At 54.3% G+C, this 12,498-nt stretch carries 12 protein-coding genes and 1 CRISPR repeat array (1 of these 13 running past the window's edge); of the genes, 7 read left to right on the top strand and 5 right to left on the bottom strand.

Features of this window, described 5'->3' with window-relative positions; all coding sequences use genetic code 11:
* Positions 1–522: direct repeats of the CRISPR family, unit length 36 nt; unit sequence ACCGTAGCACAGGCTGCTTTGGAGAACAGCTACGGC; it reaches 393 nt to the left of the window's first position.
* 295 nt (positions 523–817) lie between these two features.
* The 4 genes from KAJ83_RS10435 to KAJ83_RS10420 all read left to right on the top strand — a co-directional run bounded on the left by KAJ83_RS10435 (position 818) and on the right by KAJ83_RS10420 (position 3,327).
* Positions 818–979 carry a hypothetical protein gene (locus tag KAJ83_RS10435; protein WP_210682007.1) on the top strand — a complete coding sequence of 54 codons (162 nt, stop codon included), beginning with the start codon at positions 818–820 and terminating at the stop codon, positions 977–979.
* Positions 976–1,389 carry a hypothetical protein gene (locus tag KAJ83_RS10430; protein WP_210682006.1) on the top strand — a complete coding sequence of 138 codons (414 nt, stop codon included), beginning with the start codon at positions 976–978 and terminating at the stop codon, positions 1,387–1,389. Before KAJ83_RS10435 ends, KAJ83_RS10430 begins: the two co-directional genes overlap by 4 nt.
* Positions 1,386–2,720 carry a relaxase/mobilization nuclease domain-containing protein gene (locus KAJ83_RS10425; RefSeq protein ID WP_210682005.1) on the top strand — a complete coding sequence of 445 codons (1,335 nt, stop codon included), beginning with the start codon at positions 1,386–1,388 and terminating at the stop codon, positions 2,718–2,720. The genes KAJ83_RS10430 and KAJ83_RS10425 overlap by 4 nt, the downstream gene beginning before the upstream one ends.
* 73 nt (positions 2,721–2,793) lie before the next feature.
* Complete coding sequence (locus KAJ83_RS10420; protein WP_210682004.1) at positions 2,794–3,327, top strand: hypothetical protein; 534 nt, start codon at positions 2,794–2,796, stop codon at positions 3,325–3,327.
* 9 nt (positions 3,328–3,336) lie between these two features.
* Here the strand turns inward: KAJ83_RS10420 and KAJ83_RS10415 are convergent, their stop codons facing one another.
* The 3 genes from KAJ83_RS10415 to KAJ83_RS10405 are packed head-to-tail and all read right to left on the bottom strand — an operon-like array spanning position 3,337 to position 4,666.
* Entirely contained in the window at positions 3,337–3,909 is a 573-nt protein-coding gene (locus tag KAJ83_RS10415; RefSeq protein ID WP_210682003.1) for a hypothetical protein, read from the bottom strand.
* A 39-nt stretch (positions 3,910–3,948) separates the two neighbouring features.
* The gene (locus KAJ83_RS10410) at positions 3,949–4,383 is read right to left on the bottom strand and encodes a type II toxin-antitoxin system RelE/ParE family toxin (RefSeq protein WP_210682002.1); all 435 of its coding nucleotides are present in this window, start codon (positions 4,381–4,383) and stop codon (positions 3,949–3,951) included.
* A gap of 1 nt (position 4,384) precedes the next feature.
* Positions 4,385–4,666, bottom strand: coding sequence for a type II toxin-antitoxin system ParD family antitoxin (locus KAJ83_RS10405; RefSeq protein WP_210682001.1), 282 nt, complete (start codon positions 4,664–4,666; stop codon positions 4,385–4,387).
* A gap of 418 nt (positions 4,667–5,084) precedes the next feature.
* On the opposite strand from KAJ83_RS10405, the gene KAJ83_RS10400 reads away from it, so the two are divergent.
* On the top strand, positions 5,085–9,176 hold the full coding sequence (locus KAJ83_RS10400) for a HigA family addiction module antitoxin (protein WP_210682000.1): 4,092 nt from the start codon (positions 5,085–5,087) through the stop codon (positions 9,174–9,176).
* A 442-nt stretch (positions 9,177–9,618) separates the two neighbouring features.
* Positions 9,619–10,962 (top strand): hypothetical protein, encoded by a 1,344-nt coding sequence (locus KAJ83_RS10395; RefSeq protein ID WP_210681999.1) that lies wholly within the window; start codon positions 9,619–9,621, stop codon positions 10,960–10,962.
* Positions 10,963–11,022: 60 nt separating this feature from the next.
* On the opposite strand, the gene KAJ83_RS19530 is transcribed toward KAJ83_RS10395, so the two are convergent.
* A complete protein-coding gene (locus KAJ83_RS19530) occupies positions 11,023–11,151 on the bottom strand; it encodes a hypothetical protein (protein WP_281413124.1) in 129 nt (42 codons plus the stop codon).
* Between the two features lie 15 nt (positions 11,152–11,166).
* Positions 11,167–11,958 (bottom strand): tyrosine-type recombinase/integrase, encoded by a 792-nt coding sequence (locus KAJ83_RS10390; RefSeq protein ID WP_210681998.1) that lies wholly within the window; start codon positions 11,956–11,958, stop codon positions 11,167–11,169.
* Between the two features lie 267 nt (positions 11,959–12,225).
* Between KAJ83_RS10390 and KAJ83_RS10385 the strand changes: the two genes are divergently transcribed.
* Positions 12,226–12,489, top strand: coding sequence for a hypothetical protein (locus KAJ83_RS10385; protein ID WP_210681997.1), 264 nt, complete (start codon positions 12,226–12,228; stop codon positions 12,487–12,489).
* Positions 12,490–12,498: the final 9 nt, after the last annotated feature.

The following is a 12,498-nucleotide window of genomic DNA, read 5'->3' as shown; positions in this document are numbered from 1 at the left end:
GACACCGTAGCACAGGCTGCTTTGGAGAACAGCTACGGCGGTCGACCGGCTGGAACTGATCCGCTTCGGACCGTAGCACAGGCTGCTTTGGAGAACAGCTACGGCTTCTGCCGCGCGCGGATGTATATGTGCCGCACCGTAGCACAGGCTGCTTTGGAGAACAGCTACGGCTAAGATGTCTCCGTCTGTTTGTGTATCACTACCGTAGCACAGGCTGCTTTGGAGAACAGCTACGGCTTGTCGCAGGCGTTGACATCGCGGGCGAACACCGTAGCACAGGCTGCTTTGGAGAACAGCTACGGCGAGCGGCGCGGCCGCGACGCGGGCCGGCTGACCGTAGCACAGGCTGCTTTGGAGAACAGCTACGGCATCCGACCGGCGTCCATTTCCAGTCGCTTACCGTAGCACAGGCTGCTTTGGAGAACAGCTACGGCTGCTTTGGAGAACAGCTACGGCGTTCGATGGTCATGATTGCCGACGACCAGCACCGTAGCACAGGCTGCTTTGGAGAACAGCTACGGCAGAGTCACCGCTGCTACACAGCCGATCCGAAGCTCGTGCCGCAATTGAAAGTACGTGTCCCCATTCGTCGCTGGACGCCGTTCCGCAGATCTTCGTTGCTTACCTTATGCTTACTTAAAAACAAAAAACGGCTTAGCATGTTATGGCCTAAGCCGTTGATTTAATGGTTGCGGGGGTAGGATTTGAACCTACGACCTTCAGGTTATGAGCCTTATGAAAATCAAAGCGTGCTAAGTTATGCGTTCTTTTTTGCCACGTTATGAGTTTTCCTGGACCTAGAACCGCCCCGAAGGGAATGGTGGGCATCAGTGAACCCGCATCGAACCTCCCACCGGGCGAACAGGACGATCTGAGCGCTCTCTTTGAAACGCTGGCGGATTGGGAACATCAGCTTCAAAAGCTTGCGCCGGAAGACCGGGCCTTCATTGAAAACGAAATGGAGGAGCCGACACCATGAGCTCCTCCCCTTCGAAAACATTCCACGCCGCCGCCCGCAGCAAGGCGGATCGGCCCGCGCCGTTCTCCATCCGCCTGAGCGCCGATGAACGCGCCTATCTGGAGCGCAAGGCCGGGAACCGTCCGCTGGGTCGCTATATCCGCGCCAAGCTGCTGGGTGACGCGGAAACGCGCCGGAAGGCCGCCCGCGTTCCTGCCATCGACTACGCCATGCTCGGCCAGGTCTTGGGGGTTCTCGGTAAATCGGAGCTGGCCACGCATTTGTGCCTGCTGGCCGCCGCTGCTGAGGCCGGGCGGCTGGAGCTGGCGGAACAGGATCGCGCCGCCCTCAAGGATGCCTGCGAAGACGTCCGCGAAGTGCGGGCGCTGCTGGTGGCGGCCCTCGGCCTCAAGTCAGGCGGTGGCTCATGATCCTTGTCGGCAATCCCAGAGGCGGTGCGCGCAATCTCGCCCGGCACCTGATGAAGACCGAAAACGAGCGTGTCGAGGTGGCGGAGCTGCGCGGCTTCGTGGCGGGTGATCTCGATGGCGCTTTTCAGGAAAGCTATGCGATCAGCCGGGGCACCAAGTGTAGGCAGTTTCTTTTTTCGCTGAGCCTCAATCCGCCCAAAGAGGCACAGGTAAGCGAGGAGGACTTCTCGCAGGCGATTGACCGGGTGGAAACCAAGCTCGGCCTCACGGGCCAGCCCCGCGCTATCGTCTACCATGAAAAGCGCGGCGATGACGGGGAAGTGCGCCGCCATGCGCACGCGGTGTGGAGCCGTATCGATGTACAGGAGATGAAGGTGATCCCGCTGCCGCACTCCAAGCGCAAGATGCAGGATATCTCCCGCGATCTCTATCTGGAGCATGGCTGGACAATGCCGCGCGGTCTGGCTGTGAGCGGTCAGCGCGATCCGCGCAACTTTACCCTCGCGGAATGGCAGCAGGCCCGGCGCATCAAGGAAGATCCGCGCGAAATCAAAGCGGCGTTTCAAGATGCGTGGGCGATCTCTGATTCCAAGGCCGCTTTTACTCATGCGCTGCAAGAGCGCGGCTACTGGCTGGCGCAAGGGGATCGGCGCAGCCATGTGGCCGTGGATCGGCACGGGGAAGTCCACAACATCGCAAAACGCGTTGGCGTGAAAACCAAGGAAGTACGCCAACGCCTCGGCGATGAAACCGCGCTCCCTACCGTTGCGGACACCAAACGCGAAATTGCCTCAGCCATGCAGGCCAAGATGGAAGAGTTTCAGCGCGAGGTTGCCGATAAGGAAGAGCGTGAGCGTAAAGAGGCCGAAGCCAAACGGAAGGCTCTCAAAGAGCGCCAAGACAAACAGCGCCGCGCACACCGGGAAACGGAACAGCGCCGTCAGCAGGCTGAAGAGAAAGAGCGGCAGGCCCGCCTGCGCGGTGGTCTGCTCGGCCTATGGGACAGGATCAGGGGTGAGCGCAAACGCACACTGGAGCGCAACGCACAGGAAGCGGAGACCGCCCGTCAGCGGGACAAAGCCCAGCGGGATAGCATAACGGCTACGCAGCTCGCCCAGCGCCGTGAGGTGGTGAAGGAACGAACGCAGCAGCGGGAAGAGAACAAAGCCGTGACGCGCGATCTCACCGAAGACGCCAAGGTTTTCCGGAAGATGGAAACGGAGACCGATCAGGAACGCGAAGCCCGCCGCGAAGCCTTCAAGGAAAAGCGGCGAAGCCAACAGCGTCCACGGCGTCGCCGACAACAAAATGAACCGGGTCTTGATAGATAGGACTGCATGGAAAACAGCCCGAAATGTCTCTATAGTGACAATTTATTCGAGTGCTGATATGAAGAGATTACATATGCAAAGAAAACCAAAAAGCAAACAGAAGCTCGTTGTCCAAAGTGCTACGGCTCTTGCTATTGCGACGTTGGCAATTCCAAGCCTTCAATTTCTGGTGGGGGACAACGTGCTCTTTCGAATCACGGAGCAATGGGTCAGAGAATCTCCGCCAATCAGTCAGGCTTCTCCCGAAAATGTCACTGTTATTGAGTACCGTCGGGGTAACGGTGGTTACAGGACGCTTGGCAATGTCGCAGAGAAGGCTTCGGCATTAGGTTTTCGGACGATTCGATGGGCCAGCAAGGGCATGCTTGGCAATATAGAGAAAGGTTGGGGCGTATCGCCTTCAACCTACAACACTACGGCTGGAGCTATTTACTATCCACGCGCATTGAAAGCTGAAGCGCAATTGGTTCAGCGAACGCTCACACGTGGTAACCACGCTCTCGCACAAACCATCCCCCTTGTGGAAGCGCGAATGCCCGAAGCCGCAGTGTTCCTAGGCCCTGAAACGGTGGCTCACGCCGCAATACTAGTCTATGCGCCAGATTAATTGGACCGCTTATACAAGCAGAGAGACCACGCCCACTCCCAATATCTCCAGCGCAGCAACCGCTGCGAACAGATACGGCAATAGGTAACCAGAGAAGTTCGATGTTCGCAGCGTGACGTGAGCTATCGCGAGCCCGAAATAGTACCAGTAGCGTTGCCGGAATCGGACGCGCGATTCTTGATCACCGTCTCTTTGGGGAACCAAGCGGAACTCGACCTCAGGGCCACGTGCGCCCATGCAGCGAGCCTCTTTGTAACGAGGATCGTTATCAACATGTACCTTTCTTGTGTACACCTCGCACTTTTGCTCGGCCCACTCCCGACAAGCCCAAATGAAGGTTTGAATACCATTCACCTCTCTGCATGCGGTGTAGTACCGCCATACGAAGTATATGAAGGCCAGTGTAAGGGCGAATGAGATAACCTCTGGACGACCGATTTCGGTTTGGTTGCCGAGAATGTTGATGCGTTCAATCTCTAGGCTTGCCGCTTCATAGAAGGTCACAAAAAGAGAAACGACGATTAGATTTCGGCGCTGCTTATAGAAAAATGCATGCCGATCATATCCCTCGTTTATCTGCAATTTCGGCTGACCGCATGTTCTGATGGTAGCTCTGCGAGCCTATCGCGAGCGCTCGCCACGGCCCATATTCCTAGGCCGATTCTCTCGCTCTTCCTTAAATTTTCTGGCCCTTTCCCGATGGTCGTCCGGCACATGGCGCGCGAGGTCACGCGCATCGTGCAGAATGCGGCTAACGGCTACCTCGTTCTCCTGCGGGACGAAGTAGAGCACGAAATGGCGCGGTGACTTCACATCGGAAGGCGCACGCTTACGGCTCAACGACGTGTGAAAGCTTCGGATGCTCTCACCGATTTCCGGGCGCTCTATGCTGCCGGGGCGGTATGGATCTTCGCGGATGTCTTTGAGGGCTTGGCGAAGGACAGCATCATAGGCATCAGCCGCGTCGCGGCCATGCGTCTCGATGGTGTAGTCTCTGATTTCTGAAAGGTCGCGACGGGCGGGTGTGGTAAGTTTGAGGGAGTATGACTCGTCCATCCTATCGTGCCCGGTCTACCTCTTCGGCGATCTCCTCAAACACCCGGTCAATCTCCGCATCGCTTTCGAGTGCTGTAAAATCACCGCGCAGGTAAGCATCTTCGCCTTCCTTGAAGGCTGCCCGCAGCGCCTCAATCTTCGCGGCGTCCTCGGATTCCTGCCGCTCCAAAAGCCGGAGCGCCGCGCGCACCACCTCACTGGCGTTCTTGTAACGCCCGGAGGCCAGCGCATTCTCAACGTACTGGGCGTAGTGGTCGGTCAAATTGATGTTACGGGTCGGCATGACAAAACTCCTCGAATCTACTTCTCCATGATGACACGATCTGCTTAAATTGTCAAAAATTGCCAATATCGTTCAATTGCCTACAAAGTCAAAAAGAAGGGTGTAGGACTACACCCCTGACCCTCTGGCGAAGAGTGGGGGTAGCAAGGGCAAGGAGGCTCCGAACGAGGCTCCGCGCCGTAAGGCGTGGATACGTTGGGATGCCTTGCCCGCGCGAGGGGCGAGGCCCCTTAGGAATTGGCGCGAGGGATCGAAGCCGAATGGCCAAGACCGCCGCGCGGGCTTGGTTCACGAGAGCCCGGCCCGAAGGCGCACCAAGAAGGCAGCGATAAAATTTGACAAAACGTAAAGTGTCACATTACACTTTACGCGCTGAGTGATGCTCCTCACAGGGCCAATATATTGAAAGGAACAGGGTATGAGCGATTCGAGCCCGCCGATTCATCCCGGCCCCTACATTAAAAAAAGTGTTATTCCTCAGAATGTTAATATTAGCGAGGCGGCAAAGATTTTAGGGGTCTCTCGGCCAGCGCTATCAAATTTTTTAAATGGAAAGACATCACTGTCGTCTCGGATGGCAATGCGCATCGAAAAAGCTTTTGGAGCTAAAAAGGACAGCCTGCTGGCGATGCAGCAGGCATATGACGCTCACGAGAATGGTCAGAAGGAGAGGCAAATTGTCGTAAGGAGCTATGCCCCCTCGTTCCTCGACATTAGAGCGATGAACCTTGCGACATGGCCGGAGAGAATTGATGCACGACCTCTGCTTCCAGCCTTCTTGCGGCGATTGGTGCATACGACTGGCGCGACGATCACGGAAGCTGACTTTCCCGCGTATGACCTCTCTCAGCGCCATGGTTGGGATGGTCACGTAGTATGCCAATCGCCGAATCCGTGGGTGCCTGGCGGCGTCTCTGGATGGGAGTTTGGTTGTGATGCAAACCCCAAAAAAAAGGCGGAAGAGGACTACAAAGCGCGTGGCAAACTTCCCGAAAAGGAACGTCTAGAAACCACATTCGTCTTTGTGACGCCACGGCACTGGCCAAAGAAAGCCGAATGGGTGGCTGAGAAGCGCTCCGAAAGGAAGTGGAAAGACGTTCGCGCCTACGACGCCAACGATTTGGAGCAATGGCTAGAGAATTCGCCTCCGGCCCAAGCGTGGATGGCTGATATTCTTGGTGTCCCGAGGGAAGGGTGCCAAACGCTTGCCGAGTATTGGCGTTGTTGGTCTAGGGTTGCGGATCCCGCTATTAGTCCTGCCATCTTCAGGAGCGCTATTGAAGCGAGTGCTGATCGAATTGAACAGTGGCTTCAGAATCCACACTCAAAGCCTCTGATAGTATCAGCAGCGTCAAAGGAAGAAGGGGTTGCCTTCCTAGCGGCGGCGACGCGGTTGTCCGAAAAGCTAGAAGTGTTTGGTCAGCAAGCAGTCTTCTTCGACTCAGCGCAAACGATGAAGAAGCTTTCAGGCATCACAACCGAGATGATTCCGGTGATTTTCTCCGGCGAACTGGAACGAAACGCTCTCGATGCGTTTCCGGAGCGAAAAATTGTCGTCGTCTCTGATCGAAATTTGGGTGTCGTCAGGGAAAGCATTGAAGTGAGCCCGCCAAGCCACGAGTCGTTTCAAGAAGCCATCAAAGATATGAATCTGGACGAAGGAAAATATGCATCGGTAATCCGAGGCAGTAGCCGCTCGCCGACGATATTGCGGCGATTGCTGGCAAGCACTCCAGGTTTGATGAAGCCTTCTTGGGCACAAGATCAAGAGCATGCGAGATGGATGATCCCGTTCGTGCTTTTGGGCCGTTGGCGGTGGGACAGCGTTTCCGACCGCGAGATTATCAGCCTAGTCGCTGATGTGCCGGTAGCTGTTGTCGAGCAACGTCTTGCCAAACTGAGCGCGCTAGAAGACGCACCAATTCTTCAGGAGGGCGACGTTGGTGGCGTCGCCTCACGGTTGGAAAGCCTGAACGCAGTCGCTCCCTATATTTCTGAAGAGGACTTGGAACGATTTATTTTTGTGGCTGAATGCGTCCTCGAAGAGGACGATCCGTCACTGGATTTGGAAAAGTCAGAACGCTGGACCGCCGCTATTTACGGTAAGGTGCGCGAATACTCCGGTACGGTGCGCCGAAGTATCGCGGATTCACTCATTCTGTTAGCGGTCCATGGGCCGAACGCGCTCGGCAATGAACGAGGCTCGAAAGCTGAATGGCTGGTGGCCTCTTTGGTCAGCCGTTTGCTTAAAGATCGGAATTCGCGCGTTTGGCTGTCACAGCAACGCGATTTGCCGTGTTACGCGGAAGCTGCGCCTAACACCTTTCTAGGAATTCTCGAAGACGAGTTGAGAAAGCCAAACCCGGCAATTGACTGCCTTTTTGAACCCGCCGAGAGTGGTCCGTTCTCAGGTTGTGATCGCACAGGAATGCTGTGGGCACTGGAGGTATTGGCTTGGAACCCGGCTCGGCTGAGTCGAGTTATTCTCATTTTGGCCGACCTATGCCGGTATCGGATTGACGACAACTGGGTCAATAAGCCCGCGGGGTCTATCCGAGATATCTTGCTGTCGTGGCGGCCACACACAATGGCAACACTGAATCAACGGATCGAGGTTCTCGAGAACCTATGTTCCAGACATCCTGAAGTCGGCTGGTCGTTCTGTATGAGCCAGCTCGATTCCATGCCAAGCATGACTTCTGGAACTTATGAGCCAAGGTGGCGCGACGAGACTAGCGAGCATGACCGTTCGCTATCCCATAAGGACGTGTTTGATTTCCGTAGGAAATGTCTCGACTTGGTGTTGGCATGGCCTGAGTTCGATTGTGAGAAACTGAAAGAGCTTGTCAGCCTGCTCGGCGATGTGCCGAAGGGCGATCGAGATCGAATTCACGCCCATATCGAAAACTGGATCGCTACCGATCCACCTCAGTCTGAAATCGCCAGTTTGAGGGAGCACGTCCGTTTGCGAACGATGACGCGGCGAGCACGACATAGCAAAAAACGGTCTGAGGGTATCGCGGATGGACGAAAGCTATACGCACGATTGGAGCCCTCCGATTTGTTGCAGCGTCATCGATGGCTCTTTGCGAAACAATGGGTCGAATACTCTGGCGATGAACTCGATAATGACAATTTCGACCACGATGCGCGGGAACGATGGATTTCTGAGGAACGCGCAAAGGCGTTGCGAGAGGTTCAGGCCGCGCTCGGCCATGACGGAATTTTCGAACTCTGCGCTCTAGGTGATGCTGCAAGTATGGTCGGATGGACGTTGGGCCGCCATGTGTTATCGCGCGATGAGTTGTTGGCATTTCTGGTGGCCGCGATTAGTGGCGGTTCTAAATTCGATCAATCGAAAGTGGATCAATGCGTTTCCGGCGCCCTTCATCAATTGGCCGATGCAGAACTAGAGGACTTCCTTGCGGACGCCTCACAGGCGCTGGCCGAGAAAGGTGGGCCTAATGCAAGAATGCGGCTCCACCTGCTTGCGCCGTTTGGCAAAAAAAATTGGGACATGGTGGCCAAGTTCGGCCAAGACACGGAGAAACAATATTGGTGCAAGGTCAATGTTGGCTGGGGGCGTTTTGATGACGCTGAATTGAACTTCTGCGTCGAGAAGTTGTTGGCTGCGGATCGTCCGCGTGCTGGATTTTTCGTGGCGCATTTTGAATGTGAGAAGCTAAAAACCGAGATCTTGATGAGCCTCTTGCATGATATGGGGACCAAGGACAGCGAACCGGCTGAGAACTACAGATGGCAGTCGCACGACATCATCAGTGCATTCGAGGCACTGGAGAATCGCGACGATGTAGACCCGGCAAAATTGGTCCAGCTTGAGTTCATGTATGTGCGCGCCATCGGGTCACATTCCGGGTTCAAGTTCGCAAATTTGTCTCGTGAACTGGCAAATTCGCCCCAAAGTTTTTTCCATTTGGTGGCCTTGTGTTTTCGCCGAAATGACGACCGTGAGGACGATCCCGCGTTGGGAGTGCCAACGGATGCCGACGAGCGCGGCAAAGCCGCTAAAATGGCGTACACTACATTAGATAATGTGACCCAGATACCCGGCACGCAGGACGATGGAACTTTAAACATCGATCACCTAAGGGAATGGGTTAAGGCTGTCCGAGAGCTAGCAAAGAAACACGACCGGGAAGACATTACGGATCAACAGATCGGCGGCTTGCTGCAACGCTGTGGCGTTGGTGAGGACGGTATTTGGCCTCGCGCCGAGGTTCGTCAAGTTATGGAGGAAACTGCTTCCGAGGAGATTGCCATCGGCATGAGCATCGAGGAGCGCAACTCTCGTGGAGCCCAATGGAGACCCTCGCCAGACAATGGAGATCAGGAGAGGGAGTTGGCCGCAAAGTATCGCGGATACGGCGAGGCGATTATGAATCGTACGCCGTTTGTCGCTCGGATGCTCTTCAACATTGCAGAGTCATACGAGCGGGACGCCCAACGTCACGACGTTGCGGGGCGCCGGCGCGAGCGTTTTCCGGATTGACCGGAGGCACCTTCTTACTGGTTCCTACAGATTTGGTAGGCAGGGGATTGCACAAGGGGCGGCACGCCCCTTTGCCGGAGGGCGCGGATGCGGCCGGAGTAGATGGCGCGGTATTACCGCGCACATCTTGCGCGAAGCGCGCGTAGCGGCTTTTTGCACGTAGCGTTTTTCCCTCAGCCAGTTTTGTTTTTGCTACCTGCTCTATCGTCAGTTGACAGATGCGCTGTATGACCTAACCTATTCAAGGTTAAGTTGAGCAGAGACCGAAACAGGATCGCATGTTATGTCAGGTTCGGACTCAGGCTCAGGAGCACTGTTCACTGCTAACATAAACCCAGCAATTATTCCTGAAACACCACCGAGCACGAGAGCCCTTGATCTCTCTTTTTCCAAGAGATGAACGAAGAAAGGCTCAAAATCTCTGTTACGAAGATACGGCGACATGAAAAATACTCCATTAACACAAATAAAAAATAAAAGAATTTATATGACAATAGTGTTTCTTGCATCTTTGTCAAGTATTTTTGCTGCTCCTAAGATTGTTTCCGAAATTTCGGATTTGGGTATATTAGCAAAAAGCATTGGAATAGAAGATTATATTGAAATTATTGTTGGTGTATTTATTCTACTCATTGTAAATGCAGTATCTGGGTTTGTTTTTAATAAGATTATTTATAGCAGTGATGACGAATTAATTGCTTTAGCCATAGAATATAATAACGAAAAGATGCTTCACGAAATTAGAGACATCCTATCTCAAGGAAGTTTTATGAAGGTAGGAGACTCATTGTCCGTAATAGAAGATATTATCTCTGAAGTAGGGGATGCAAGGTGTGTAAAAAATACTTTTGTTACGTTCAGTGATGATGAAAACTATGAAAATGAAGTTGTTAAGATTTATGATCATTGCTTCAATAACCCAGAATTTACAGTTTGGAAAGATCTTATCAGTTACCCGGAGGTGTTTAGCAGTCGTTTTGAGATGCCATTAAGCGTGGGAAAAGTTTCGGATCGGCATCATGTAAGAATTTTACGTCACAATGTTCCACTTATCAATTTCATGATTATTTTTAAACAATCAGGTGAGAATATTGCCTACGTAGGTTGGGTTCATCAACAGTCTGTCAAATCTCCAATATTTGCTACAAGAAACAAAGCGTTCATTGATTACCTCAACAGGCACTATGATAGCTTATGGAGAAGAAAGGTTTTTGATCAGCTTTTCCAATCTAATAGAAATCAAACAATAGTCGTGGATTATTCTAAGAACCCTGGGGAGAGACTCAGCGGTACAAATCTTGTTAAGAAATTTGGCTTGTGGGTAATAATGTCTTACTATTTTGACGATGATGAAAACTTCTTAGTTAAGAAATTTGACCTGATTCAAATTTTTCTAAATGATGGCCAATTAAAAATTGAAGGAGTTTCAGACAGAATTCCTAAAAGTGTAAGCAGTGAAGACGGCACTAAAGAGCTCCTTGGAATCGAAATACGGAACCTTTTTCAAACAGCGAACCGACTTTATTTTGAGTATCATTCCGGCCGGTTGCTTGAAATTGAAAAAGGCTACTGCTTGTATCGGTTCGAAAGATATGAACGTATCGATGCAATTCTTGGATATGTAACGAATGACCATACTGGCACCCAGCATAGAGTTGTAGGTGTTCGCGCTGATCAAAGCATTCTGGACGGGAAGTCAAGCATAGTTGCTGATGCAGACAAAAAAAGATGCCAAGCCCTTGCGGAACGCCGTTATAATCGTGCATTGGGTTCCGTGGTTCAGTGATGAACGGTTTGTGGCGATATTTGCTAAGAAGCCGAGAGTAAGTCTGTTTAGTGCCGCTCTTCATTCCTCATCCGGAACAGCGTCAGCGATGCGGTATTCGATCCGCTCCAGTGCGACGGTCAGGATACGGAGCCCATCCTGCAATTTCCAAAGCAATAGAATGATCGGCGTTACGAGTTTCCCGGTCATGGTTCCTCCATTTCGTTATGGGTGGCCGGGCGGTAGCCCGGCACGGGTTTCAAGGCTGGTGAGGAAAGCCAGACGCGGCGCTTCCTCGGCAATGGCGCTGTAGGCGCTGAGCAGACGGATCAACTCCGTGTTGGATAGCGTGTGATCCGGGCGGCGGATCGGAGGTACGCTTTCTATTCCGGCCCCGTCCTCCCGCCACAACCGCCGCGCCATCTCGCGGTCTTCCAGCGCGGCCATCTCCAGATAGATCGCCGTCGTCGCGAGGCTGGCATGCCCCAGCCATCTGCGGATGCGCGTTTCCGGCACGCCCTTGAGCGCGGCATGCACCCCGAAGCTATGACGCAGCCCCCGGGCACAGGCCCGCGTGCCCGTGATCTTCGCCGCCGTCATCACGGCACCCATGCGTTTCCAGCCCGTGGTGCGCCCGAAGCGCCATAGGCGGCGATCCTTCGGCGCTCCGGCCCCGTCATCTCCTTCCCCTAAGCAATGCACTTGGCTCAACCGCGTAATGAACGCGCGCGGCAAGGGGACAACCCGGTAATGCCGCCCCTTCTGCGCTCCGCGCTTCTTGAGAGAGCGGATCGTCACCGTCCCGGCCTCGGTATCGAGGCTGGCCGTGCTCATCGCCAGCGCCTCGCCGGGGCGGCACCCCGTCCAGTAGATCATTTCGCAGAAGGTGCGGCTTTTGGGTTCAAGACATTCCAGCGCCGCGTAGAACCGCGCCCGCTCGGCCGCCGAGAGATATTTGCGCGCCCCGCCGCGCGTGAAGAGCGAGAGAGACGGTTCCGATTTCGGGCGGCGTGGCATCGCGGGCTTCCTTCCAGGCAGAGAATTCCGGGTGAACACTTCATACAAGAGCGTTCACCCCATGCATTCTCCGCCGGACTTCAGCGCCTTACGGCTCCAAGAGCCGCCCAGCCCGCGCTTTTCATCCGCCCTCAGGATACCCATTTACCAAACGCGATCAACACCTAAAACAGAATTGTATGTTTTGTTCACAACCTTGTGGTGTCGCATCCCTCTCCGGCCGCCCGCGCATCAGCAGTATCAAAGGCAGCATAAGGGGCCGGTGCGATGGGCAAAGACTCTTCTTCCAAAGGCAATGATACCGTGGGCGGCCTTGCCGTGATCGCCGGGATCATCTGCGCGATTGCGGGCTATGGCAAAGGCGGCTGGGGCGGCGCGCTGGTCGCGGGCGCCATGGGTTCCGGCGCGGTCTATCTGGTGTTCAAATTCATCGGCCTGCTGTGGACATGGCTGGTAGTGAGCGCCGTGCTGCTTCTCATGCTCGCCATTCTGGTGAGCCGCTGGGAAGCGCTCTCCGGCCTGTTCCAATAGGGAGGGCGG

This window comes from Marivibrio halodurans (assembly GCF_017963645.1).
Classification (GTDB): Bacteria; Pseudomonadota; Alphaproteobacteria; order UBA8366; family Aestuariispiraceae; genus Marivibrio; species Marivibrio halodurans.
The sequence above is the reverse complement of the archived record's forward strand: the minus strand, read 5'-3'. Positions and strand labels throughout refer to the sequence as shown.